Annotated in this window: 19 protein-coding genes and 1 pseudogene; 11 read left to right on the plus strand and 9 right to left on the minus strand. The window is 49.4% G+C overall.

The window, feature by feature from the left end:
• Window positions 1–6: 6 nt before the first annotated feature.
• The 3 genes from QEZ41_RS04165 (at window position 7) to QEZ41_RS04175 (ending at window position 2,610) form a co-directional block, all read left to right on the plus strand.
• Window positions 7–696: an HAD-IA family hydrolase gene (locus QEZ41_RS04165; protein ID WP_289410125.1), complete on the plus strand. Its 690-nt coding sequence runs from the start codon at window positions 7–9 to the stop codon at window positions 694–696.
• Entirely contained in the window at window positions 689–1,426 is a 738-nt protein-coding gene (locus QEZ41_RS04170; protein ID WP_289410126.1) for a YciK family oxidoreductase, read from the plus strand. The genes QEZ41_RS04165 and QEZ41_RS04170 overlap by 8 nt, the downstream gene beginning before the upstream one ends.
• A gap of 254 nt (window positions 1,427–1,680) precedes the next feature.
• Window positions 1,681–2,610, plus strand: coding sequence for a GGDEF domain-containing protein (locus QEZ41_RS04175; RefSeq protein ID WP_289410127.1), 930 nt, complete (start codon window positions 1,681–1,683; stop codon window positions 2,608–2,610).
• 50 nt (window positions 2,611–2,660) lie between these two features.
• On the opposite strand, the pseudogene rluB reads toward QEZ41_RS04175, so the two are convergent.
• The 4 genes and pseudogenes from rluB to QEZ41_RS04195 all read right to left on the minus strand — a co-directional run.
• Window positions 2,661–3,533 (minus strand): annotated as a pseudogene (rluB, locus tag QEZ41_RS04180) (23S rRNA pseudouridine(2605) synthase RluB); the annotation flags it as partial.
• A 65-nt stretch (window positions 3,534–3,598) separates the two neighbouring features.
• Window positions 3,599–5,788 carry a bifunctional 23S rRNA (guanine(2069)-N(7))-methyltransferase RlmK/23S rRNA (guanine(2445)-N(2))-methyltransferase RlmL gene (gene rlmKL / locus QEZ41_RS04185; RefSeq protein ID WP_289410128.1) on the minus strand — a complete coding sequence of 730 codons (2,190 nt, stop codon included), beginning with the start codon at window positions 5,786–5,788 and terminating at the stop codon, window positions 3,599–3,601.
• Window positions 5,785–6,831, minus strand: a complete 1,047-nt coding sequence (locus QEZ41_RS04190; RefSeq protein ID WP_289410129.1) for a quinone-dependent dihydroorotate dehydrogenase — start codon at window positions 6,829–6,831, stop codon at window positions 5,785–5,787. Before QEZ41_RS04190 ends, rlmKL begins: the two co-directional genes overlap by 4 nt.
• Before the next feature lie 64 nt (window positions 6,832–6,895).
• The gene (locus QEZ41_RS04195) at window positions 6,896–7,114 is read right to left on the minus strand and encodes a DUF2835 domain-containing protein (protein ID WP_289410130.1); all 219 of its coding nucleotides are present in this window, start codon (window positions 7,112–7,114) and stop codon (window positions 6,896–6,898) included.
• A gap of 94 nt (window positions 7,115–7,208) precedes the next feature.
• On the opposite strand from QEZ41_RS04195, the gene QEZ41_RS04200 reads away from it, so the two are divergent.
• The 3 genes from QEZ41_RS04200 (at window position 7,209) to sulA (ending at window position 9,274) form a co-directional block, all read left to right on the plus strand.
• Window positions 7,209–8,084, plus strand: a complete 876-nt coding sequence (locus QEZ41_RS04200) for a DUF6685 family protein (RefSeq protein ID WP_289410131.1) — start codon at window positions 7,209–7,211, stop codon at window positions 8,082–8,084.
• A 93-nt stretch (window positions 8,085–8,177) separates the two neighbouring features.
• Window positions 8,178–8,795 carry a transcriptional repressor LexA gene (gene lexA, locus QEZ41_RS04205; RefSeq protein ID WP_289410132.1) on the plus strand — a complete coding sequence of 206 codons (618 nt, stop codon included), beginning with the start codon at window positions 8,178–8,180 and terminating at the stop codon, window positions 8,793–8,795.
• Between the two features lie 8 nt (window positions 8,796–8,803).
• Complete coding sequence (gene sulA, locus QEZ41_RS04210; protein WP_289410133.1) at window positions 8,804–9,274, plus strand: SOS-induced cell division inhibitor SulA; 471 nt, start codon at window positions 8,804–8,806, stop codon at window positions 9,272–9,274.
• A 56-nt stretch (window positions 9,275–9,330) separates the two neighbouring features.
• Here sulA and gltX read toward each other — a convergent pair whose 3' ends face one another.
• Entirely contained in the window at window positions 9,331–10,821 is a 1,491-nt protein-coding gene (gene gltX, locus QEZ41_RS04215; RefSeq protein WP_289410134.1) for a glutamate--tRNA ligase, read from the minus strand.
• A 228-nt stretch (window positions 10,822–11,049) separates the two neighbouring features.
• Here gltX and QEZ41_RS04220 point away from each other — a divergent pair, with 228 nt between their 5' ends.
• The 5 genes from QEZ41_RS04220 to QEZ41_RS04240 all read left to right on the plus strand — a co-directional run bounded on the left by QEZ41_RS04220 (window position 11,050) and on the right by QEZ41_RS04240 (window position 15,893).
• Window positions 11,050–12,174: a branched-chain amino acid ABC transporter substrate-binding protein gene (locus QEZ41_RS04220; protein WP_289410135.1), complete on the plus strand. Its 1,125-nt coding sequence runs from the start codon at window positions 11,050–11,052 to the stop codon at window positions 12,172–12,174.
• 66 nt (window positions 12,175–12,240) lie between these two features.
• On the plus strand, window positions 12,241–13,164 hold the full coding sequence (gene livH / locus QEZ41_RS04225) for a high-affinity branched-chain amino acid ABC transporter permease LivH (RefSeq protein ID WP_289410136.1): 924 nt from the start codon (window positions 12,241–12,243) through the stop codon (window positions 13,162–13,164).
• Complete coding sequence (locus QEZ41_RS04230) at window positions 13,164–14,417, plus strand: high-affinity branched-chain amino acid ABC transporter permease LivM (RefSeq protein ID WP_289410137.1); 1,254 nt, start codon at window positions 13,164–13,166, stop codon at window positions 14,415–14,417. The genes livH and QEZ41_RS04230 overlap by 1 nt, the downstream gene beginning before the upstream one ends.
• Window positions 14,414–15,181, plus strand: coding sequence for a high-affinity branched-chain amino acid ABC transporter ATP-binding protein LivG (livG, locus tag QEZ41_RS04235; RefSeq protein WP_289410138.1), 768 nt, complete (start codon window positions 14,414–14,416; stop codon window positions 15,179–15,181). The genes QEZ41_RS04230 and livG overlap by 4 nt, the downstream gene beginning before the upstream one ends.
• A gap of 7 nt (window positions 15,182–15,188) precedes the next feature.
• Window positions 15,189–15,893, plus strand: coding sequence for an ABC transporter ATP-binding protein (locus tag QEZ41_RS04240; protein ID WP_289410139.1), 705 nt, complete (start codon window positions 15,189–15,191; stop codon window positions 15,891–15,893).
• Window position 15,894: 1 nt separating this feature from the next.
• Here QEZ41_RS04240 and QEZ41_RS04245 read toward each other — a convergent pair whose 3' ends face one another.
• From QEZ41_RS04245 to QEZ41_RS04260, 4 genes are read right to left on the minus strand one after another with little or no spacing between them, the layout of a single operon-like run.
• On the minus strand, window positions 15,895–17,289 hold the full coding sequence (locus QEZ41_RS04245) for an efflux transporter outer membrane subunit (protein ID WP_289410140.1): 1,395 nt from the start codon (window positions 17,287–17,289) through the stop codon (window positions 15,895–15,897).
• 47 nt (window positions 17,290–17,336) lie between these two features.
• Window positions 17,337–20,417, minus strand: a complete 3,081-nt coding sequence (locus tag QEZ41_RS04250) for an efflux RND transporter permease subunit (RefSeq protein WP_289410141.1) — start codon at window positions 20,415–20,417, stop codon at window positions 17,337–17,339.
• A 2-nt stretch (window positions 20,418–20,419) separates the two neighbouring features.
• Window positions 20,420–23,488 (minus strand): multidrug efflux RND transporter permease subunit, encoded by a 3,069-nt coding sequence (locus QEZ41_RS04255; RefSeq protein ID WP_289410142.1) that lies wholly within the window; start codon window positions 23,486–23,488, stop codon window positions 20,420–20,422.
• A gap of 2 nt (window positions 23,489–23,490) precedes the next feature.
• Window positions 23,491–24,735, minus strand: coding sequence for an efflux RND transporter periplasmic adaptor subunit (locus QEZ41_RS04260; protein ID WP_289410143.1), 1,245 nt, complete (start codon window positions 24,733–24,735; stop codon window positions 23,491–23,493).
• Window positions 24,736–24,890: the final 155 nt, after the last annotated feature.

Raw genomic sequence — 24,890 nt, forward strand, 5'->3', positions numbered from 1 at the left:
TTCAACATGAACATACGGGCGGTTTTATTTGATCTCGACGGCACTCTTGTGGATAGCGCCCAAGACTTTATTGCCATCCTGCAGCAGATGCGGCATGAACGCGGCATGCCGGCAATCGACGAGAGTTGTATTCGGCGACAGGCTTCCGCGGGTGCAGTCGCCATGGTTAGCACGGCGCTGGAGTTAACAGCCAATGATGCTGAATTTAGCGCCTGCAAAGATGATTTTTTGCAGCGCTACCAAGATAATTGTACGCGCTATACACGTCCCTTTGCAGGTTTGCCCGAACTGCTTCGCCATCTGGACCAACAGCTTATTCCTTGGGGCGTAGCAACCAATAAGCCTGTGCAATTTGCTGAGCTTATTGTGCAGCAGCTAGGTTTGCTTGAACGCATGGCTGTGCTCGTTTGTCCCGAGCACGTAAACCAAGCCAAACCTGCACCTGATATGCTACTGCTGGCCTGCCAAAAACTTGGCATTGAACCCAGTCAGGTTATCTACCTAGGCGATGATCAGCGCGACATCCAAGCGGCTAAGGCAGCCAACATGCCCAGTATTGCGGTCGGCTATGGCTATCACAAACACACCGACAACCCACAAAGCTGGGGGGCAGACCATTTTATTGCGCAATCAGAGCAACTTCTGACCGAATTAAAACCCTTATTATTTACCAACGAGAGAGTTGTAAATGTTTGATTACAAAGCAAAACCCGATCTATTAAAAGATCGCACTGTATTAGTAACAGGTGCTGGTCGCGGTATTGGCGCTGCCGCCGCAAAAACCTATGCTGCTCACGGAGCGACTGTGCTTTTGTTGGGTAAAACAGAAAGCAATCTTAACCAAGTCTATGATGAGATCAGCGCTGCAGGACATCCAGAACCTGTAGTGGTACCACTGGATCTGGAACACGCCACAACTGTTCAAATTGATGAGCTGGGTGCGATGATTGAACAAGAATTTGGCTGTCTTGACGGTCTGCTGCACAACGCTTCTATTCTTGGTCCGCGCACGCCCATTGAACAACTCGCTGATGAGAAGTTCGCTCAAGTCATGCAGATAAACGTGCAGGCAACTTTTTCTTTGACGCGCGCACTTCTACCCTTATTGCGCCTGTCCAAAGATGCGTCAATTATTTACACCTCCAGCGGTGTGGGCCGCGTAGGTCGTGCGTATTGGGGCGCGTATGCCGTCTCTAAATTTGCTACTGAAGGCTTAATGCAAGTAGTAGCTGACGAGCTGGATGAAACCCATGTCCGTGCTAACAGCGTGAACCCCGGCGCGACCCGTACCTCTATGCGCGCCACCGCCTATCCGGGCGAAAACCCAAACAACAACCCAACTCCCGAAGAGATCATGCCGGTTTACCTGTACCTCATGGGTCCTGACAGCCAAGGCATCAACGGCCAGGCTTTAAACGCGCAATAACACCCCCCATGTAGAGCACCCAGTTTAACCGCTGCGTGCTCTTTCTTTGTCTTCATAGCAAACCTGCCTCCTTTGCTCAGCGTCAAAAAACAATAGCAATTTATGTCGGTGACATTATATTGCCACCCTCGCCTTTGAAACGCCTAATCTTCGCAGACAAAAAGCATAACCCGTTGATTTATAAGTATAATTAGAAGGTGGCACGAAAATAGCTTTAGCCTAGGAAACCAAAAAGAACTAAGTGAGTTGTTACTATGAGCATGCCACAGGTTTCCAATGTAGTTGATTTCGAGTTAGCTCAATTAATGCGGGCGGACTCCCAAGCTAAAACTGCTGCTATTAAGTCTCCTGCCAGTTACACCGAAGTAAGTCAGCTGATTAGTGGTCAGTTACAGACCACTTTAGAAGTTGCTGAGATTTTAGAAATCTTCTTTCAAAGCAGTCAGTATTTAGTGCGCTATGACGCTCTGCATTACATACATGCCACGCAAAGCGTCAATGTAATAATCGGTAGCGCGAATGCGCTTTATGCAGTGAATTACCGCTTAACCTTTCAAGGCGAATACTTGGGTGATCTGTTCTTACAACGCTCGAAAAAATTTCATGAGCAAGAACTCATCAGCTTTGAAAGCCTTACTACCAGCCTGATTTTCCCGCTGCGCAATGGGCTGAAATACCATGCCGCCATTCAAAGCGCCTTGCTAGATCCACTAACTGGTGTTGGTAATCGCGCCGCCATGAGCAAAACCCTGCAGCGTGATATGGACACGGCTCGACGTGCTAGGCAACCGCTGTCCATTATTATGCTGGATATTGATTACTTTAAAAACATCAACGATAACTACGGCCACGCCTGTGGCGATAAGGTGCTGACTGAAATTGCTCAGTTACTGCAGGTGCAACTACGCACCAGTGATGCAATCTTCCGTTTTGGCGGTGAGGAGTTTTTGATTACTTTGCCCAACACCTGCAGTGAGTACGCACAGTTAGTGGGCGAGCGAATTCGCCATGCCATTGAAAGCTTGGTTGTCGACTTTGAAGGGCAAGCAGTAACTTTATCTGCCAGTTTAGGCTGCGCCACCTTGCATGACGCTGAAGAACAAGACAGCTTTATTAAGCGCTCTGACTATGCGCTGTATACAGCTAAGCGAAATGGGCGTAATTGCTTACAGGTTGCAGGCTAGTATTAGTCTGCAACCTCAACAACGGATAAGGTTTTTAAAAACTAAGCACGTGGTTTCTTGTAACGCGCTGCCCTTGTATTCACCGGCTTTGCGAGCCTGCGCTCTTGGCGCTGCACCTTCTCACGGTGTTTTTGCGTAATTTCAGGCAGTGCAACTGGCTCAAGTTGTACTTCTTTACTCAGAATATCGATCTCGTACTGCGTCATTTCCCGCCAGCGACCCACACTGATATCAGCAGTCAAAAATACCGGCCCAAAACGCACACGCTTCAAACGGCTAACGACCACCCCCTGGGATTCCCATAAGCGACGCACTTCACGGTTGCGCCCTTCCATCACCACACAGTGATACCAGCGGTTTAAACCATCGCCTTCGGGAGCCACCTGAACATCGCTAAATTTGGCCATACCGTCCTCTAGCATGACACCTTTCTTCAGATTTTCGATCATTTCCTCAGTCACTTCACCACGCACGCGCACCGCATACTCACGGTCCATATTGTACGAGGGATGCATCAAGCGATTAGCCAGCTCACCGTCCGTAGTAAACATCAGCAAGCCCGTGGTATTGATGTCTAAGCGCCCGATATTAATCCAGCGCCCGCCTTGCAGCTTAGGTAGGCGAGAAAAAACCGTTGGCCGTCCTTCTGGATCGTGACGGGTGCAGACCTCACCTTCTGGCTTATTATAAATAATAACGCGGCGCAAAACACCTTGTTTTGGATCTTGCTTAACAGGTCGCCCGTCCACGCTCAGGCTGTCCCGAGCAGACACTCTTTGTCCTAAGGTAGCGCGCTTATCGTTAACCTGAATACGACCGTCTTTTATCCATTGCTCGGCTTCTCGGCGCGAGGCAATACCTAAACGGGCTAAAACTTTCTGTAATTTTTCTCCAGCTGGTGGCTGGATGGGTGTATCTGACATAGTGGCACCTCCCGGTGGGCATAACTGATTTGTAAAACTAAAAAAACAAGCCTGAACAGGAAGTATCAGGCTTTATGTGTAAAGCGCCAGGCGCGATGTATTTTGCTGTTACGGGCAAAATCAGTATCGATAGTTTGCGCACTGATTTCTTCTACTTGATACTCTTCGCTGAGTTTGGCATCCAATTCAAAACGGCGAAAATTGTTGGAAAAGTATAGCACACCTGCCGGAGCCAGAAGACGCATAGCTTGTTGCAATAAAGGCAGCTGATCGCGTTGCACATCAAAAAAGCCCTGCATGCGCTTGGAGTTAGAGAAAGTAGGCGGATCGATAAAAATTAAATCGTAGCTACCTTGCTGTTCAGCGAGCCAATGCATCACATCGGCTTGAACCAGTTGATGCTTTTCAGAAAAACCATTTAACGCTAAATTACGTTTGGCCCAATCTAGGTAGGTTTTTGACAAATCCACGCTGGTGGTTGTTCGCGCACCACCGATTGCCGCATGCACCGTAGCAGCGCCGGTATAGCAGTATAGGTTAAGAAAACGTTTGCCCTGGGCTTCCTGCTGAATCCGCATACGCATGGGACGGTGATCTAAAAACACACCGGTATCCAGATAATCAGTCAGATTAACCAGCAGCTTAGCCCCGCCTTCCTGCACTTCTAAGAACTCACCCTTATCAGCTTGGCGTTCGTATTGACGCAAACCTGCTTGACGCTCACGACGCTTTAATACGATGCGCTCACTGGGTATATCTAATGCCTGAGGGATTGCTGCTAAGGCATCCAATAAGCGTGCCTGCGCTTTATCAGCATCCACTGAGCTGGGCGCTGCATATTCCTGCACATGCACCCAATCACCGTAGATATCAATCGCCAATGCATATTCCGGCATATCGGCATCATAGAGGCGGTAACAACTGATTTGATTTTTGTTCAGCCATTTATTGAGCTGTTTGCGGTTTTTTTGCAGTCGGTTAGCAAACATTTGCCCACCCGCACTGAGCATGGCGGGTTCTTGTTTGGTATCATTGGCAGCCGTATCACCCTGCTTGTGTTTCTGCCCCGCCAAAACAAACTGTTCTGGCTGTACATCAAACAGCAACAAGCGACACGGGATAGCGCCGTTAAAAAAAGCATATTGCTTATGGCTGCGTAAACCCATACGCCGTCCCAACTCAGGCGCACCGGTAAAAATCGCGGCCTGCCAGCCCAAGCACTGAGTACGTAAACGCTCGCCTAGATGTTGATAGAGATACAGTAAACTCGCTTCATCACCTAAGCGTTCGCCATAAGGCGGATTACATACCGCCAAACCGGCTTGGCCTTGATCCGGCTGCGGTGCGAACGTTGCTAATTCACCCTGATAAATTTTTATCCATTCTGACAATCCAGCACGTTCAATATTGTTACGTGCGGGTTGAATCAGTCTTGGGTCGGCTTCATAGCCGCGAATCCATAGCGGTGGCTGATTTAAACCCTGCTCAGCACGCTGCTTGGCTTCCTCGGTTAAACGCTGCCAAATTGCCGGCACATGCCCCAACCAACCATTAAAACCCCAGTACTCTCGCTGCAAGCCTGGCGCTATATCAGCTGCCATCATGGTACCTTCAATAAGAAACGTACCCATGCCGCACATGGGATCGCTCAATGCGTAACCTTGTTTAGCCAGTTGCGGCCAACCGGCACGCAGCAAAATAGCAGCAGCGAGGTTTTCTTTTAAAGGTGCCGCACCCTGCTGCAATCGATAACCACGCTGGTGCAGACTCGCGCCGGACAGGTCTATAGCCAAGGTAAATTGACCACGCTGAATATGAGCGTGCACACGCAAATCGGGTTGATTTTTTTCAACAGTCGGGCGATTTCCAAGCTTGTCGCGCAGTGCATCAACAATGGCATCTTTGACCTTCAGCGCACCAAAGTGGGTGTTATCAATGCCGCTGCCACGACCGCTAAAGTCAACCGCAAGACTGCCTTTAGCATCAAGATGTTCATACCAGTCAATACTTTGCACGGCGGCATAAAGCTCGTCGGCATTACCAATTTTCACTTGGGCCAACACCAATAACACACGGTTAGCCAGGCGTGACCACAGGCACATACGGTAGGCATCTTCTAGGCTTGCCAGGCCACTAACACCGGCAGGACGCTCTTTGGCCTGTTGCAAACCCAGTGACTGTGCTTCTTCAAGCAGCAAACCTTCAAGACTTTTGGGGCAGGTAAGTTCTACTGAGTACAATTTGGACTGTGTCATTCTTGTTGCTTACCTGCTTGGCTGTTACGCATACTTGCTATCGCATCCACCGACTCACGAATCAAAGCCGGACCTTGATAAATAAAGCCCGAATAAATTTGTACCAAACTAGCGCCGGCAGCAATTTTTTCAGCTGCATGCACACCTGAGGTGATACCACCCACAGCAATAATAGGTAAGCGCCCGCTTAAATATTCAGCCAACACCTTAACCACATGGGTGCTTTGCTCAAGTACTGGGGCACCCGACAAACCGCCAGCCTCATCGGCATAACGCATGCCTTCAACGCCCTTGCGTTCCAGCGTCGTATTGGTCGCAATAATGCCGTCCATACCGCAATCCAGTACGATTTGTGCCACCTCAACAATTTCTTCATCGCTCATATCCGGCGCTATTTTTACGGCTATGGGAACGCGTTTGCCGTGCATCTGGGTAAGGTCTTCTTGGCGCTGTTGTAACGCTGTTAACAACTCTCTTAAAGAATCACCAAACTGCAGGCTGCGTAAACCAGGAGTGTTGGGCGAGCTGATATTAACGGTGACATAACTGGCATGCTGGTACACCTTATCTAAGCAAATCAGATAATCATCCACAGCACGCTCAACTGGAGTGTCTACGTTTTTGCCGATATTAATACCCAGCACACCAGAGAATTGAGCGTTTTTAACCCGCTCCAGCAGGTAATCCACCCCTTTGTTATTAAAACCCATGCGGTTAATAATCGCCTGCGCTTGCGGCAAACGAAATATACGCGGTTTGGGGTTGCCGGGTTGCGGTCTTGGCGTGATGGTGCCAATTTCGATAAAACCAAAACCCAGAGCTGACAAACCTAAGATAGCATCACCGTTTTTATCTAAACCTGCCGCCAAGCCTACGGGATTGGGAAAGTCTATGCCCATCACTGTGGTCGTAAGCTGTGCTGTTTTTTTGCAAAAAACGTTGCTCAAACCTAATCGACCAGACATGCCTAGCAAGTCAATTGACAAGTCATGACTGGTTTCTGGTGACAGTTTAAACATTAATTTGCGAGTTAATTTATACATGTATTTGGCTTTAATCGATTAGAGGATGAATGATGGGCAAACAAAGCAGCATTATAACTATATGCTACTCTGGTAACAGCGAAATAAGTTTCCCGTCCTTATCGAAGGTCATAACAAAGCTACCATGAACACCCTCATGGGTAAGGTAAGGCTGTAAATGTTTTGCAGGAAGGCTTACGCTACGCCCTTCCCTACTGCGAATAAATACGCGATTAGCGGTTCCTTGATAAACTCGCAGAAATTCATCAGCGGATAGAGAAACATCTAAATGCAAGCGAAACATGGCCGACTTCCACTCAAAAATCAACAATCACTCTTGAACTAATTATAAATAGGACTTATAAACGTTGCTGCTATTTGCATAAGGTTTTACAGGCATGAATCAACCAACAAGCAATTCAATTTTATCGCGCATTGGTGCTACCTTGACAAGGCGCTCTGCGCAACAAAACCGCCTGTTTACCGTTAAACAAGTTGCCAGCAGCGTGCAGCTTGCTTTTCCAACACTAAAGCTGCCAGAGCTCAGTATACATTGGAAACAGAATCTAAACTTACAACATCTAGTGAACCTGCCGCGCAACGCCCTTTCTGGGCCTGTGCAAGAAGACAAAGCCGCTGCACATGCCTTTCTTAAAAACATCGTCTCTACTGAAGAGTACACGCTTAGCCTGTTTGATCTGCGTGACATCTACGGCATCAACCTTAGTTTGCCGCAAGCTCAGCAATACCAAAGCCTAGAAGATATTTCCGGTAGTGAGCTGTGTCGAGATATTCGCATTATTAGCATGCGCGATTTCGACAAAGTCTTAAACAGGGCCATTCCTGAGTTTAAGCAAAAAAAAGCGATACAACTGCTTTCTGCCTCATGGCTTGGTTTGAATTATTTTTGGGCACCCGAACAACGCTCGCTTGAACTGACCTGCGCTATTGTCTATGCCCGTCGCCGCGAGTTACCACTGAACAAGCCCGTGCTCGTTAATCGAATTGTATTAAACAAATCAGAATTGGCTGTATTACAGCAACACTACCATGTGCTTGCCATGCCAGAAAACGCTTGGGACGAAAACTCTTTCATGCAATATCTGATCAACTACCGTGTGCCTTACGCCCGCCTACCCTTATTGCGCGGCTCACACCCTATCGAAGTTTTGCTCTTACCGCGCCACGAAACAGGCTCCGACACCCTGGGTTTAGGTTTACGAAAAGCAGGCGCACAGGACGCCACAGAGTTTCTGTTAACCCTCACCAACTAGCCTGCCCTGCTACATCTTTGCAAATATAAACTTGTCAGCGGCTAACTACTGTATATAATGCCAGTTACTGTGTTAATAAACAGGTATCTTGTTATGGTAAAGCTTACTAAGCGTCAGGCTGAAATTTTAGAGTTTCTCAAAGCATGGATTAGCGAACACGGCTATCCACCTACTCGTATTGAAATGGCACAACAGCTTGGCTTTCGCTCGCCTAATGCTGCTGAAGATCACCTTAAAGCTCTAGCACGCAAAGGTGTTATCGAAATGATTTCTGGCGCCTCACGCGGTTTGCGCATTATGGACTTTGAGCCAGAGCAGCTCCCTTTAGCTGAAAATGAACTACCCATTATTGGCCGAGTTGCCGCTGGCGCTCCTATTCTGGCTGAACAACACATAGAAAATACCTGCCAGATCGATCCGGGCTTCTTCCATCCCAAAGCCGATTATTTGCTACAAGTACGTGGCATGAGCATGAAGGATATTGGAATTCTGGACGGCGATTTGCTTGCTGTACACAGCACACAGGTTGCTCATAACGGACAGGTTGTAGTGGCACGTCTTAATGATGAAGTAACAGTCAAACGTTATAAACGCGAAGGGAATATTGTCTGGCTCATTGCTGAAAACGAGGAATACGAGCCTATCAAGGTTGATTTACGCCAACAAGAGTTGGTTATCGAAGGGTTGAGTGTTGGCGTTCTTCGCCGCTAATGGAGTCAATGATGTCTATTTATTATGCGCAACGTACTCAACTTACACTTTTTGATCAGCAAGCGGCCAAACCGCTGCCGCTGCTTGAACAGCCCCACACCCCTACTGCTATTAACTCTGAGTTTTGCAGTGAGTTGGCGCTTTCTGGGCAGCCACGTCAGTGCTTGGCCTTATTAGGCCCGATGCTTAAAGCGTTAAGCGAGCAACAAGAGCAGCGTTGGCTAACGTTAGTCTCACCGCCCGTTGAGTTAACTCGGCAATGGCTTAAGGGGACGGGATTAAACACTGAGCGCACGCTCATTATTTACCCTAAGGGATTGCAAAGCAGCCAAGAACTGGTCTGCCAAGTACTGGGTTTGGGACGCAGTCATACGGTAGTTAGCTGGTTAAATCTTGTCGCTCCCGCTGCCCGGCAACGTTTGGCAGAAGCTGCCCAGCAAGGTAACGCCCAGAGCATCAATATTGCGCAAAGCTGGTAAACACAGTGTCCAGCAATGCGGGTGAAGTGCCCGCATTGCGCAACAATCGAGTTCAACTAGTCGCGCTCAATACTGTTAAAAGCTTTTTCCCACTCTTTCGTTTCTTTTTTAGACACCCCACCCAGCACTTCCAACGCTTGGCGTAAGCGGTAACGCGTAAGGTCGGGCCCCAAAATCACCATTGCATCCAGTACCGAGACCGAGCTGGCTTGCCCAGTAATGGCAACAAACATCAGCGGCATAATATCGCGCAGTTTGAGCTCTAAAGCTGCACCAGCTTGATTAATGCAGTCGGTAATCGCTTCTTTATTCCACTGGCGCAAGGCTTCAAGCTCCCACAAGACAAACTGCAAGGTTTTACGCACCTGCTGCTCATCCAGTTTTTTATGAGCTAATTGCTCGGGCGTGATTTGTACTGTGCCGGAAAAGAAAAAACTCGCCAAAGGTGCGATTTGGCTAAAGTTCTCTACACGTCCTTGCACATGCGGAGCAATCTGCATCAAATAATCAGGATTAAACGCCCACTTCTGCACGCGTTGAGCAAACTCTGTTACCGGCAGTTCACGCAACCATTGACCGTTAAGCCAGGATAATTTTTCAATATCAAAAATCGGACCGCCCAACGATACACGCTGAATATCAAAATGCTCAATCATCTCCGTAAGTGAGAACTTCTCGCGCTCATCTGGCATCGACCAGCCCATACGGCCCAGATAGTTCAGCATCGCTTCTGGCAAATAACCCATACGCTCGTAATAAGTAATGGAGGTTGGATTTTTACGTTTGGATAGCTTGCTCTTGTCTGGGTTACGCAGCAACGGCATATAACACAACTCGGGCTGTTCCCAACCAAAATCTTCATACAGCTTGATAAGTTTTGGTGCCGATGACAACCACTCTTCACCACGCAGCACGTGGGTTATGCCCATCAAATGGTCGTCCACTACGTTAGCTAGGAAATAGGTTGGTAAGCCATCAGCCTTCATCAATACCTGCATATCCATGCGGTCCCAACCAATTTCCACATCACCACGCAACATGTCTTTAACAACGCAAACACCCTCAGTAGGAACCCGCATGCGAATGACATACGATTCACCGGCAGCGACACGTTGCTGGGCTTGGCCAGCCTCAAGATGGGAGCAATGGCCATCATAAGCAGGTGTTTGCTTATTAGCCATTTGCTCTGCACGCACAGCATCTAGACGTTCAGACGAGCAAAAACAATGGAAAGCATGACCTTTCTCAACCAGCTCATTGGCGTATTTTTGGTAAATTTCACTGCGCTCCGATTGGCGGTAAGGACCATGTGGGCCGCCTACGTCGGGACCCTCATCCCACTCAATGCCCAGCCAGCGCAATGCTTCATAAATTTGTTGTTCGGACTCTTTGCTTGAGCGCACTTGGTCGGTATCTTCGATACGCAAAACGAACTGACCGCCATGCTGGCGAGCAAAACACATATTGAACAGTGCGATATAGGCTGTGCCTACATGGGGGTCGCCTGTTGGCGAGGGAGCAACACGGGTACGAACAACTTTAGTCATTAGGTTTCTCAGTAAAAAATATTTAAAAACAGGTTAGTATCTTAGCAAATCTAATTGACCGCCCACCACCTGCACGCAGCCAATTGCATAGTAACTCAATTTTTTTGTTGTTTGCGTAAAGGTTCCACTCTGTACGGAAGTCTATTAAACTGATTCGCGATTCAAGCAGCCTTATGTGTTTTGCCAAGGCTGCAAACAATAAAAACGACTATAAAAAAGGTACCTTATATGAGCAAATCTACTCGCACTATTAGTAAACTTTTTGCTGCCATGGCTCTGGCGGGAGCTGCAACCTACAGCATGGCTGCAGAACCCATCAAAATAGCCTTGGCGGGTCCTGTTACCGGCCCAGTTGCACAATACGGCGACATGCAAGCCATTGGTGCCAAGATGGCCATTGAGCAAATTAATAAGGCTGGTGGCATTAACGGCAGCATGCTTGAGTCAGTTACCTACGATGACGCTTGTGACCCTAAGCAGGCTGTGGCAGTAGCTAACAAGATTGTTAATGATGGTATTCGCTTTGTAGTCGGTCACCTCTGCTCGGGTTCCACTCAGCCCGCGGCAGAAATCTATGAAGAAGAAGGCATTTTAATGGTAACGGCCGCTTCGACTACGCCCGAGATTACTCAGAAAGGCTACACACTTATTTTCCGCACCATCGGTCTAGACAACATGCAAGGTCCTACCGCGGGCAAATATGTGGTTGAGCAGCTTAAGCCAAAGCGCGCTGCTGTTTTGCATGACAAGCAACAGTACGGTGAAGGTATCGCTACCGCTGTTAAACACGCGCTAGACGAAGCTGGCATTCCTGTTGCCCTGTTTGAAGGGGTGACCGCGGGTGACAAAGACTTCTCAGCACTGATTGCCAAAATGAAAAAAGAAAACGTTGATTTCGTTTACTTTGGCAGCTACCACCCAGAGATGGGCATGCTGTTACGTCAATCGGCTGAAAGCAACTTCAAAGCCAAGTTCATGGGCCCAGAAGGTGTAGGTAACAGCGATATCTCTGCGATTGCCGGCGATGCGTCAGAAGGTATGCTGGTAACCCTGCCTAAAGCCTTTGATGAAGACCCAAAGAACGCCCACTTGGTTGAAGCCTTTAAAGCCAAAGGTGAAGATCCACGTGGTCCTTTTGTATTCCCAGCCTATGCTGCTGTACAGGTGATGGCGGATGCGATGAAAATTAGTAATTCAACTGATCCAGAAGCCGTTGCTGATGCCTTGCGCGCCAACCAATTTGATACCCCAACAGGTGTATTAGAGTTTGACGCAAAAGGCGACTTAAAAGACTTTAGCTTTGTAGTCTACGAGTGGCACGCTGACGGCAGCAAAACTGCTTTAACTCAGTAATTTTTCTGCCCAACCAGGCTTCTAATCGCAGAAGTCTGGTTTTGCTTTTTGGTTGGACAAAAGGTTATGACCGAAGCTTTTTTTTACTTTATACAACAATTACTTAACGGCCTAACCTTAGGTAGTACCTACGCGTTAATTGCCATTGGCTACACCATGGTGTACGGCATCATTGGCATGATCAACTTTGCCCATGGTGAAGTTTATATGATCGGAAGTTACGTGACCTTTATAGCGCTCACGGGCTTAGCTATGATGGGTTTAGAAAGCCTGCCCTTATTAATTCTCGGTGCTTTTTTGCTTAGCATGATTGTCACCAGTGCCTACGGCTACAGCATTGAACGTGTTGCTTACCGCCCATTACGCGGCAGTAACCGACTGATTCCTCTAATTTCTGCTATTGGTATGTCGATTTTTTTGCAAAACCTTGTCCGTATCGGTCAAGGCGCGCGTGACGTAGCCATGCCCAGCTTAATTTCTGGCAACATTACTTTAGGAACTGACGAGTTCCATGCCAGCCTGTCTTATATGCAAATTATTATTTTCGTCACCACTTTCGTAGCGATGCTCGCACTGTCTATTTTTATTAGTCGCTCCCGAACAGGTCGCGCATGTCGCGCCTGTTCCGAAGACATCAAAATGACCGGATTACTGGGCATCAACAGCAACGCCATTATTGCGATTACCTTTGTGATTGGCGCTGCATTGGCTGCTATTGCTGGCGTATTACTCAGTCTGTACTACGGCGTGGTTAATCCCTACATCGGTTTTATGGCAGGACTTAAAGCCTTCACCGCCGCGGTACTGGGCGGTATCGGCAGTATTCCCGGCGCCGTTTTGGGCGGTTTAGTGCTAGGTGTTACCGAAGCCATGACCTCGGGTTACTTCAGCACTCAATACAAGGATGCCGTTGCTTTTGCATTGCTGGTATTAATTTTATTGTTTCGCCCTACAGGTATCTTGGGTCGTCCTGAAGTGGAGAAAGTGTGATGCGGTTGCACTTCAAAGCGGCTATTTTTTCAGCCATTGTCGTTTGTATTCTTAGCGCAATTTTACTTGGCGTGCGTCTGACACAGGTCGGCACACAGCTTACCGTGGTCGTTGCGGATAACAGTGTGTATTGGAAAATTGGTACTGCAGCGCTGATTATTTTTCTGTTTAACCTGTTCCGTGACGCTATAGATAAGGCATGGAGCAACCTACCCAAACCCGAACACAGCGTAAACCTAACTAACCTACTGGCCAAGCCACGCATTCAAACGGTGGTTTGGTGCTTCTTTATTGCGGCGGCGATTGTGTTCCCCTTTTACGGTAGCCGCAGCCAGATAGACCTGGGTACGCTGGTACTTATTTATGTCATGCTGGGCTTGGGTTTAAACATTGTTGTGGGTTTGGCTGGTTTGCTGGACTTGGGCTACGTCGGCTTTTACGCCGTAGGTGCTTACACCTATGCCCTGCTCGCGCAACATTTTGGTGTGGGTTTTTGGACCGGCTTGGCCGCAGCAGGTGCCATGGCAGCCTTCTTTGGTTTTATTTTAGGCTTCCCCGTCTTACGATTACGTGGCGATTACTTAGCCATTGTGACGCTGGGCTTTGGTGAGATTATTCGCATCATGCTCAACAACCTCACCGAACTTACCGGCGGCCCTCGTGGGATAGGCAGCATTCCTAAACCTACTTTGTTTAATCTTGAGTTTACTCGCCGTGCGCCTGAAGGTGTACAAAGCTTTCATGAGTATTTTGGCATCGCTTTTAACACCAACCACCGCGTCATGTTTTTATATTTACTCGCGTTACTCTTGGTACTCATCACCCTCTTTATCATTAACCGTTTGATTCGTATGCCGATAGGCCGCACGTGGGAAGCCATGCGCGAAGATGAAATTGCGTGCCGCTCGCTCGGGCTGAATCCAACCAGTATCAAGCTTAGCGCCTTTACCATAGGTGCTACCTTTGCCGGTTTTGCCGGTAGCTTCTTCGCCGCGCGCCAAGGCTTTATTAGTCCAGAATCCTTCACCTTTATTGAGTCGGCAATTATTTTAGCGATTGTGGTGCTGGGCGGCATGGGCTCGCAAATAGGCGTGATACTGGCTGCAGTTATCATGACGATTTTGCCCGAGTTGGCACGTGAGTTTAATGAATACCGCATGCTGCTCTTTGGTTTAATGATGGTACTGATGATGATTTGGCGTCCACAAGGTTTGCTCCCCATGAAGCGTCCACATGTGGAGCTGCGCTCATGAGTAAAACAATCTTAGAGGTTTCCGATCTATCAATGCGTTTTGGCGGGCTTTTAGCCGTAGACGGTGTAGCGCTAAAAGTCGAGCAAGGGCAGATCGTATCCATGATCGGACCTAACGGAGCAGGCAAAACCACAGTATTTAACTGCTTGACTGGTTTTTATAAACCTACAGGCGGTGTCATCCGCTTTAAGGGTGAAGAAGTCCAAGGGCTACCCGGCTTTAAAATTGCCCGCAAAGGCATGGTACGAACCTTTCAGCATGTGCGCTTATTTAAAGATATGACTGTGCTGGAAAACTTGCTGGTGGCGCAACACCAGCTACTTAACACCAAGCTCTTGGCCGGACTGTTTAAAACCCCCAAGTATCGCGCCGCTGAACAACGCGCACTTGAGCAGGCGACGTACTGGCTGAAAAAAGTAAACTTATTGGAAGACGCCAATCGTGAGGCGGGTACTTTAGCCTACGGTCCACAGCGTTATTTAGAAATTGCACGCTGCATGGTCACCAACCCTAGTTTGCTGATGCTGGATGAGCCTGCAGCAGGCCTGAACCCCAGCGAAACCGATAATTTAAAGCAACTTATCAATGACTTACGCAATGAGCATGCAATGACAGTGTTATTGATTGAGCATGATATGAAGTTGGTGATGGATATTTCTGACCACATTATAGTGATTAACCAAGGCGCTCCTTTAGCCGCTGGCACACCGGATGAAGTGCGTAATAATCCAGCCGTGATTAAAGCCTACTTGGGTGAGGAGTAAGCGCATCATGTTAAGCATGAGTAATATCTGCACTTTTTACGGCAAAATTCAAGCACTGCATGATGTATCCATCAAGGTGAACCGTGGGGAAATCGTTACATTAATTGGTGCCAATGGCGCAGGGAAAACCACCCTGATGATGACGCTATGCGGTGATCCACAAGCCGCCAGCGGAGAAATCATCTATGAAGGTCAATCCCTGCGCGGCAAAACCACTGCACAAATTATGCGTATGGGCATGGCGATTGTGCCCGAAGGCCGCCGGGTATTTGCGCGTTTAACCGTTGAAGAAAACCTCGCCATGGGCGCGTTTTTCTGTGACAACAAAGATGTTCGTGAAGAGCGCTTAGAGCGCGTACTAAGCCTGTTTCCGCGTCTGCATGAACGTTTTCAGCAGCGTGCCGGAACCATGTCGGGCGGTGAACAGCAAATGCTGGCGATTGGCCGCGCGCTGATGAGTGAGCCACGCTTGTTATTGCTCGACGAGCCTTCCCTTGGTCTTGCGCCCATTATCATTCAGCAGATTTTCACCATCCTTGAGCAGTTACGTGAGGCTGGCGTAACCGTATTTCTCGTTGAACAAAACGCTAACCAAGCCTTAAAGCTGGCCGACCGTGGTTATGTTATGGAACATGGGCGTATTGTGCTGGAAGACACGGGCGCTAACCTGTTAAGCAACGAGCAAGTACGCCAAGCCTACTTGGGTGGTTAATCTATTCAATAATTTCCTGATGCCAACCACCACCCAAAGCACTTATTAGCTGCACACTGGCGGTTAGCTGTCGGGCTTGTAAATCCAGCAAGGTACGCTCAGCATTCAGCGCTGTGGTTTGTGCGCTGCTCACCGCTAAAAAGTCCACCATACCGGCTTGATACTGGTTTTCAATCAGCTGCAACGCTTCTTGCGCTGCCGCACTGGCTTGCGCTTGCACGCGGTATTCATCTTGCAAACTTAGCAGCTGCACCAGCGCATCCTCTACTTCAACAATGGCTTCTAAGGTGGTTTGCCGGTACTTGGCCACCTGTTGATCATAGCTTGCTTGGGCTTGCTGGGATCGTGCGCGACGCGCGCCCGCATCAAACAAACGTAAATCAAACTGCGGGCCAATCGACCAAAAACGATTCGGCGTATTCAGCAGTCCTGACCATTGTTCCGAGCGGTAACCGCCGCTGGCATTGAGTGAAAAGCTAGGAAAGTAAGCAGTTCTAGCCACGCCGATTTCAGCATTGGCTGCCATCACCCGTCGTTCGGCTGCAGCAATATCAGGGCGACGCTCCAATAGACTTGATGGAATATCCTTTGGCAGTACGGGCACAGCGGGCAAACCTGCTTGCGCGCTTACTTGAAAACCCGTAGCCGGTTGTCCTAACAACAGGGCAATACTGTGTTGCAAACGCCGGCGCTGGCTGTTCAAGTCCAGCAACTGCGCTTCGGTGCTGCGAAATTGCGTCAACGCTTGGCTGGTATCCGCTTTAGTAACCATGCCGCTTTGATAACGGTTTTCGGTGATTTTCAGTACGCGTGCGTATGCGTCAAGATTGCGCTGCACAATGCGGATTTGCTCGTCCAGCGTGCGTAATTGAATGTAGTTTTGCACCAGTTGAGCTTGCAAGCTCAAACGAAGCGCTGCCCAATCAGCCGCACTGGCATCGGCACGCGCCTGCCCTGCCTCTACTTGACGACGCACCTGTCCCCAAAGATCGAGCTGCCAACTAAGGCCAAGCTGCACATTTTTGTTTTTAGTGATCTGGTCACGTCCTTGTGCTGAACGCGTGCTGCTACCTTGCGCACTAAGCTGCGGGTACAGCTCTGAACGGGTACTTCCTAACGCCGCCTGGGCTTCACGCCAAGCAGCTTCAGCAGCTGCCAGATTTTGGTTACTGGCATCGAGTGTGTGCAGCATGCCTGTTAATAGCTCATCCTGATACAGCTGCCACCACGGACCTTTGTCCGCCAAATCAGCAGGTTCAGCGTGCTTCCAGCCTTCAATCTCGGTGAACTGCTCAGGTAATGGCTGTTCAGGGCGCTGATAGTTGGCTCCCAGCATACAGCCCGACACAAACAGCATCGCCCCAGCCATTAAAAAAGCCCGACTTACTTTTAACATGCCTAATCCTTTCATTAAATTCTGCATAGCCTGTTATCCCAGCTCGGTTACTCGGTGCTTACCTGCACTTCTACATTCGTTTGCTTGCGGCTAAAGCGCTGGCTAAGCCGGTCAAAAAATAAATACACCGCCGGTGTGCTGTAAAGCGTTAATAATTGACTTAACAACAGTCCGCCAACAATCGCCAAACCCAGTGGCTGCCGCATTTCGCTGCCTTCAGCCCCCACCACCAGCAAAGGCAACGCGCCCAGAATAGCGGCCATAGTGGTCATCATAATCGGGCGGAAACGCTGCACGGCGGCGCTGACAATAGCGTGCTCAGGCTTTATTCCCTGATCGCGCTGCAGATGTAAAGCGAAATCAATCATCAAAATTGCATTTTTCTTAACGATACCAATCAGCAAAAACAAGCCTAACAGCGATATCAGGCTGAACTGGCCGCCAGTCAGTTTTATCGCCAGCAAAGCACCTACTCCAGCCGACGGCAAGGTCGATAAAATCGTCAGTGGGTGCACATAGCTTTCATACAACACTCCCAGCACCAAATACACAATGGCTATCGCCACCAACAGCATGCCGCCTTGCATGCTTTGACTTTGGCGGAAAAAGCCCGCCGTACCGCCCAAACGCCCCTGCACTTCGGTTGGCAGACTGATTTGCGCCATGGCTCGCTCAATAGCGACACTAGCCTGGTCCAAACTAACACCCGGCGCCAGTGCAAAACCGATGCTTTCCACCGCAAACTGTCCGTCATGCTGCACGCTTTCGTTTTGCAGGCTGGACTTCCAGCGGGTGAAGGCGGACAACGGAATTCGCTCACCTTGCGCGCCAATCACGTGAATTTGCTCCAGCACTTTGGGCGAGCCGATAAAACGCGGGTCAACCTCTAACACTACGCTGTACTGGTTCAGCGTTTGATAAATCGTTGAGACTTGCCGCTGACTAAAGGCATTATTGAGTAACTCTGTGACCATCGCCATGTCTACGCCCAGTCGTGCGGCTTGAACGCGATCAACCTCTAATGACAACTGCTGCGCGCCACGACCTTCGCGGGTATCAATATCGGTCAACTCCGGTAAAGCGCGTAATGCATCACGCACCTTTGGCTGCCAGTGGCGCAAATCATCCAAGTCGCTGGCAAGCAACACATATTCATGCTGCGTATTGCCCCCTTCGCGCCCGCCAATAAACAAATCTTGCTCAGGCATTAAAAAGAGTCGTGAGCCAGGTAGTTTTGGAATTTGGTTACGCAGGCGATCAACCACTTCTTGCGCTGTTTCGTCACGCTCATTCACAGCGTTAAGGCGCACAATCAAAAACGCATTACTGCCACCGCTAATAAAACCTGCCACGCTTTGCACATCAGCATCCTTTAGCAAGGCTTGCCGATAAGCTTCCATTTTTGGGCGCATGGTGTGGTATGACAAACCATCATCACTACGAATCATGCCTCTTAACTGTCCCGTATCTTGCTGAGGCATAAAGGTTTTGGGCACATCAATAAACAACCAAACACTTGCACCGATCGTCAGTAGCAAACCCAGCAGCATCAAGGGCTGAAACCTCAGCGTCCAGGTTAAACTGCGCTGATACGCCTGCAACATAGCTGTACCCTTGCGCTCCAACCAAGTAGGTTCACGCTCGGGCAACTCCTCTTTGAGCCAGCGCGCACACATCATCGGCGTCAGGGTCACAGACACTAATAAAGAAATTAAAATAGCCACCGTCAGGGTGATAGAAAACTCTCGAAACAGCCGCTCAATAAGACCACCCATAAACAGAATCGAGACAAACACTACCACTAACGACAGATTCATCGACAGCAAGGTAAAGCCCACTTCTTTAGCACCCAATAACGCTGCTTGTAGGCGTGTTTTTCCTAGTCGGATATGGCGAGTTATATTTTCCAGCACCACAATGGCGTCATCCACCACCAATCCGGTGGCAATAATCAACGCCATCAGTGACAGGTTATTAAGCGAAAACCCAAGCAAGTACATCACTGAGAAACTGCCAATCAGCGAAACCGGTACAGCAAAAGCAGGAATAATCGCCGCACGCCAGTGGCCTAAAAACAGCAACACCACCAAAATCACCAACGCGGTCGCAATCAACAATGAACGTTCAGCCTCATACAGCGTGGCACGGATTACGGGGGAGCGGTCCATGGCCACCTGCAACTGTGCGGATTCGGGCAACACCGCTTGCAAGCTAGGCAACTCATCTTTGATGGCGGCTATCGTCGCAATAATATTGGCACTGGCTTGACGGTTAATCACCAGCAGTACGGCATCCTGATCATTAAAAAAACCGCTGTTGTAACGGTTTTCCACATCATCGGTCACGGTCGCCACATCGCCCAAACGTAACGCTGCACCATCCTGATAGCGAATAATCATCGGTGCGTACTCAGCGGCACTATACAGTTGGTCATTAGCTTGCAACTGCCAATGGCGCAGACCCTGCTCTAACTGTCCTTTTGGCCGTTGTTGGTTAGCGCTGGCAATGCTTTGACGTACCTCATCAAGCGCAATGCCGTAATGTTCTAACAGGCGTGGCTCCAGCTCGACCCGCACGGCTGGCAACGAGCTGCCGCCAATCTGCACATCACCCACGCCCTGAATTTGCAACAGTTTTTGCCCGACGATGGACTCGGCCAAGTCATACAGCTTGCCGCGCTCCAGCACATCACTGGTGAGCGCCAACACCATAATGGGGGATTGAGTCGGATTGACCTTGCGGTAGGTTGGCATGCTGCGCATACCGCTGGGTAATAATTCCCTAGCCGCATTAATGGCCGCCTGCACTTCACGCGCAGCCGCGTTAATATCTCGACCTAAATCAAACTGCACCATAATCCGCGTACTGCCCTGAAAGCTGCGACTGGTCATCTGACTAATACCGGAAATACTGCCCAATGAACGCTCTAAGGGCGTGGCCACGGTGGCGGCCATCACCTGCGGACTGGCGCCGGGCAAGCTGGCTTGCACGGTAATGACTGGAAAATCCATATCCGGCAAAGGTGCAACAGGCAGCAGACGAAACCCTAAAATCCCCAACAAAACAATAGCAATGCACAGCAGCGTCGTGGCGACGGGGCGGTAAATAAAGGGCGCTGAAAGATTCACGGCTAAGCCTCTTCCTGCAACTGTAGCTGGCGATTGGCTGGGCTAAGGCGATCAAAAAACAGATAAATCACTGGCGTGGTGTACAGGGTCAGCAACTGACTGAGCAACAAACCGCCCACCATCACCAAACCCAGTGGCTGGCGCAATTCTGCACCCGAGCCTGTTGCCAGCATTAAAGGCACTGCCGCAAACAAAGCCGCCAAGGTGGTCATTAAAATAGGTCTAAATCTGAGCAGCGCAGCTTGATAGATAGCCTTTTCAGCGGACATGCCCTGATGACGCTCTGCATCCAAGGCAAAATCAATCATCATAATGGCGTTTTTCTTGACGATGCCAATCAGCAAGATAATGCCGATAACGGCAATCATGCTTAGGTCATTGCCTGTCAATAACAACGCCAGCAAAGCACCAATAGCCGCTGATGGCAGTGTCGAAAGAATGGTAATCGGGTGGATATAGCTTTCATACAGCACCCCGAGCACCAGATACATGGTCACTACCGCTGCTAGAATCAACCAAAGCGTGCTCGATAGCGAGGAGCGGAAAGCCGCGGCAGCACCTTGAAAATGGCTTTGAATCGCATCAGGCATCACCAAGTCGAACTGTGCTTGTTCAATGACCGCCACCGCCTCACCCAAGGACACGCCAGGGCTGAGGTTAAACGACACTGAAACGGCTGGAAACTGGCCTATATGATTGAGCAGCAACGGTGCGGACTTTTCTTCAATGCGTACCAAATTAGCCAAACGCAAAGATTCACCTGTACTGCTGCGCACATGCACATTATGCAAACGCGCTTGCGCATCATCAGAATTTGCTAGCGCTTCTAAGACCACACGGTACTGACTGGTTTGGGTAAAAATGGTCGAGATTTGCCGCTGACCAAAAGCATCATACAACGCATCCGTGATGGCACTGATACTCACCCCTAAACGTCCGGCCAAGTCACGGTCGATATGCAGGTAATACTGTAAACCAGCAGCTTGCAGGTCACTCGTCACATCTCGCAACTTGGGATGCTGCTGCAAGTACTCAATCAGCTCAGGAGCCCAGCGAGCGAGCAACTGCGGATCAGCAGATTCCAGACTAAACTGGTATTGAGTACGGCTAACCCGGTCTTCAATGCTCAAGTCCTGCACGGGCTGCAGAAACAGTTCAATCCCCAGCACCTGTGCCAACTCAGGACGCAGACGTTCAATCACCTGTCCTGCACTGACGTCGCGTTCGGCAAAAGGTTTAAGGTTAATCAACACCCGCCCTGTATTCAGCGTGGGGTTATCACCGTCCACACCAATCTGTGCCGACACACTGCGTACCGCTGGGTCCTGCAGCAAAACATCCGTCAGACGCTGCTGGCGCTCTGCCATAGCAGCAAAAGAAATCGTTTGTGGTGCTTCAGAGACGCCCTGAATCACTCCGGTATCCTGCTCAGGAAAAAACCCTTTCGGCACCCACATCCACAACAACGCCGTCAGTAAAAAAGTCGCCACGGCCACCAGTAACGTCAACGTTTGATGTCCCAAAACCCACGTTAAGCTGCGTGCATAGCCGGCAATGATACGACTCAACCAATCTTCTTGTTGTTGCTTAGCCTGAGGCTTTAACAGGCGTGCGCACATCATCGGTGTCAAAGTCAGAGAAATAACCAAAGAAATCAGGATTGCAACGGCCAAAGTAATCGCAAATTCACGGAACAAACGCCCCACCACATCCTGCATAAACAGCAGCGGAATCAGTACCGCAATCAAAGAAAACGTCAGTGAAATCAAGGTAAAGGTAATTTGTTTGGCACCCTTAATGGCGGCATTGAGCGGCGTTTCGCCTTGCTCGATATGACGAGCAATGTTTTCCAGCATAACGATAGCATCATCCACCACAAAGCCCGTGGCGATGGTTAACGCCATCAGCGTCAGATTGTTCAGTGAGAATCCCGCCAAATACATCACGGCAAAGGTGCCAATCAACGACAAAGGCACCACGATGGAAGGTATCAACGTGGCGCTTAGCTTCTTGAGAAATAACAGCGTTACCAAAACCACCAGAATGACAGCAAGCACCAACTCAAATTGCACGTCTTTAACGGCAGCACGAATAGTTTGTGTGCGGTCGGTGAGTACCCGCACCTCAACACCTGCCGGCAGGGTTGCGATAATACTGGGCAGCAACGCTTCGATACGCTCAACCACTTCAATCACATTGGCTCCGGGTTGGCGCTGGATATTGAGCAATACAGCTTGCTGTGAATCCGCCCATGCTGCTAAGCGTTCGTTTTCTGCGCCTTCAATAATACTGGCCACATCAGCTAAACGCAGCGCACGGCCGTCTTGATATTTTAAAATTAGTTGCGCGTAATCTTCTGCGCTACGTAATTGATCATTAGCATCCAGTTGAGTAATGCGCGACGGCCCATCAATACTGCCCTTGGGCTGATTGACGTTAGCACGAGCAATCAAGTTACGCACATCCGCTAAGCTCAAGTCTGCGGCGGCCAAAGCCTGTGAATTAGCACGAATACGCACCGCGGGGCGCTGACCACCACCCAAACTGACCAAGCCTACCCCGTTAATTTGCGCGATTTTCTGTGCCATACGGGTATCGACCAGATCATTGACCTGCGGTAAGGGCATACTTGCTGAAGTAATAGCGAGGGTCAAAATCGGGCTGTCTGCTGGATTCACCTTGTTATACACCGGCGGTGCAGGCAAATCGTTGGGCAACAAGTTCATAGCTGAATTAATCGCTGCCTGTACTTCCTGTTCAGCCACATCTAAGGAAATATCCAAGCTAAAACGCAGGCTAATCACCGAGGCGCCACCCGAGCTGGTAGACGACATTTGCTCTAGTCCGGGCATCTGCCCAAACTGACGCTCAAGCGGTGCGGTAACCGAGCTGTTCATCACCTGTGGGCTCGCACCGGGATACAGCGTCATCACGCGAATCGTTGGATAATCCACCTGCGGCAACGCTGAAACCGGCAGTAATCCATACGCCAGCACGCCCAATAAAAAAACCGCCACCATCAATAACGTGGTCGCAACCGGGCGCAGAATAAAAATACGTGAGAAATTCATTATTAACGCTGCTGTGAACGACGGTTTGAATCAGGTTGCTGTTCAGGCTTGTCAGCTGATACGGCTGGTGCTTCGCTGCTGCCATCAGCGCGGATAACCTCTACTTTACTGCCGTTTTTCAAACGGTCCACGCCCTCGATAACCACAGAGTCGCCCGCACTCAAGTCCGCACTAATCACTGAATAGTTCGCATCAGACTGCGTCACCTTTACCTGGACCATCTGGGCAGTACTGTCTGGCAAGACGCGCCAAACAAAACGACCTTGACTGCCAAACTGCAAGGCATCATTAGGCACCAAAAGAGCCTGTTCATGTTTCGCAACCTGTAAGCTTACATTCACAAATTGCTGTGGAAACAAAAGGTTATCCTTGTTAGCTAGACGCGCTTTTAAGCGCAGCGTGCCTGTTGCAGCATCGACTTGGTTATCCATACTATCCAGAACGCCCTCTGCTAGCAGCTCCGTTTCATCACGATTCCAAGCCAATACTTTAAGTGGTTGCCCTTTGCTAACGGCTTGCTGCACGGAACCAATGGCTTGTTCAGTGATGGTAAAACCTATACCTATGGGTTGGTGCTGCGTCAAAGTAACCAGTACCGTATTGCCGGCTGCTACATGATTGCCTACGTCTAGCGCGCGCAGGCCTAAGCGTCCGCTAATGGGCGCGGTAATACGGCTGTAATCCAAGTTAAGCTTGGCAGCATCACGTTGTGCCTCACGAACTTTTAATGTGCCCTGTAACTGATTTACAGTGGCCTGCTGATGCTCCACTGTTTGCTGAGCAATAGAGTCATCCGCTCGTAACTCTTGATAACGCTTTAAGTCCAACTGAGCGCTAGTCAACTGAGCACGGGTTTCCTGCAATGCCCCCTCGGCTTGCAATAAAGCTGCCTTATAGCTACGCGCATCTATCTCTGCAAGCAAGTCTCCCTGCTGCACCGACTGGCCTTCTTCAAAATGAATACGCTCTAAAATACCACTAACCTGACTGGTCACCTCAGCCTTACGCCAAGCGGTAACCGTGCCTAGTGCTTTAATCTGCTCAACAAACACATCCTGGCGTACCTTAGCCACACTGACCGGTACAGCATCCTGCATAAAGCCACGCCCCATGCGCGGCCCTGCTGCTTTATCTGTCGGCGACTGACTCGCTTGCCATGCCCAATAAACCAGCGCCAGAACCACTAGAGTTAGCACCGACCAGAGTATTTTTTTCTTAGTTGTTACCGAAGAATGCGTACTAGACACAGAATTGGACTTCCCTAGACTTTATCAGAGCGTAAAAGATAGCAGGCTCAGAGAAAATTAGCAGCGGCTTTACTTTGAATTTACTGATTGATTACTGACCAAGCCTTTAGGTTAGAACCAGAAATCCTGTGGGAGCGCATCTTATGCGCGATGCG

Source organism: Thiopseudomonas acetoxidans (assembly GCF_030362935.1).
Lineage (GTDB): Bacteria > Pseudomonadota > Gammaproteobacteria > Pseudomonadales > Pseudomonadaceae > Thiopseudomonas > Thiopseudomonas acetoxidans.

Coding starts and splice junctions, on each gene's coding strand:
- gltX (WP_289410134.1), bottom strand. CDS start 10,821: ATGACTAAAGTTGTTCGTACCCGTGTTGCTCCCTCGCCAACAGGCGAC.
- QEZ41_RS04220 (WP_289410135.1), top strand. CDS start 11,050: ATGAGCAAATCTACTCGCACTATTAGTAAACTTTTTGCTGCCATGGCT.
- livG (WP_289410138.1), top strand. CDS start 14,414: ATGAGTAAAACAATCTTAGAGGTTTCCGATCTATCAATGCGTTTTGGC.
- QEZ41_RS04240 (WP_289410139.1), top strand. CDS start 15,189: ATGTTAAGCATGAGTAATATCTGCACTTTTTACGGCAAAATTCAAGCA.
- livH (WP_289410136.1), top strand. CDS start 12,241: ATGACCGAAGCTTTTTTTTACTTTATACAACAATTACTTAACGGCCTA.
- rlmKL (WP_289410128.1), bottom strand. CDS start 5,788: ATGACACAGTCCAAATTGTACTCAGTAGAACTTACCTGCCCCAAAAGT.
- QEZ41_RS04195 (WP_289410130.1), bottom strand. CDS start 7,114: ATGTTTCGCTTGCATTTAGATGTTTCTCTATCCGCTGATGAATTTCTG.
- QEZ41_RS04200 (WP_289410131.1), top strand. CDS start 7,209: ATGAATCAACCAACAAGCAATTCAATTTTATCGCGCATTGGTGCTACC.
- QEZ41_RS04230 (WP_289410137.1), top strand. CDS start 13,164: ATGCGGTTGCACTTCAAAGCGGCTATTTTTTCAGCCATTGTCGTTTGT.
- sulA (WP_289410133.1), top strand. CDS start 8,804: ATGATGTCTATTTATTATGCGCAACGTACTCAACTTACACTTTTTGAT.
- QEZ41_RS04190 (WP_289410129.1), bottom strand. CDS start 6,831: ATGTATAAATTAACTCGCAAATTAATGTTTAAACTGTCACCAGAAACC.
- QEZ41_RS04175 (WP_289410127.1), top strand. CDS start 1,681: ATGAGCATGCCACAGGTTTCCAATGTAGTTGATTTCGAGTTAGCTCAA.
- QEZ41_RS04245 (WP_289410140.1), bottom strand. CDS start 17,289: ATGTTAAAAGTAAGTCGGGCTTTTTTAATGGCTGGGGCGATGCTGTTT.
- QEZ41_RS04165 (WP_289410125.1), top strand. CDS start 7: ATGAACATACGGGCGGTTTTATTTGATCTCGACGGCACTCTTGTGGAT.
- lexA (WP_289410132.1), top strand. CDS start 8,178: ATGGTAAAGCTTACTAAGCGTCAGGCTGAAATTTTAGAGTTTCTCAAA.
- QEZ41_RS04255 (WP_289410142.1), bottom strand. CDS start 23,488: ATGAATTTCTCACGTATTTTTATTCTGCGCCCGGTTGCGACCACGTTA.
- QEZ41_RS04170 (WP_289410126.1), top strand. CDS start 689: ATGTTTGATTACAAAGCAAAACCCGATCTATTAAAAGATCGCACTGTA.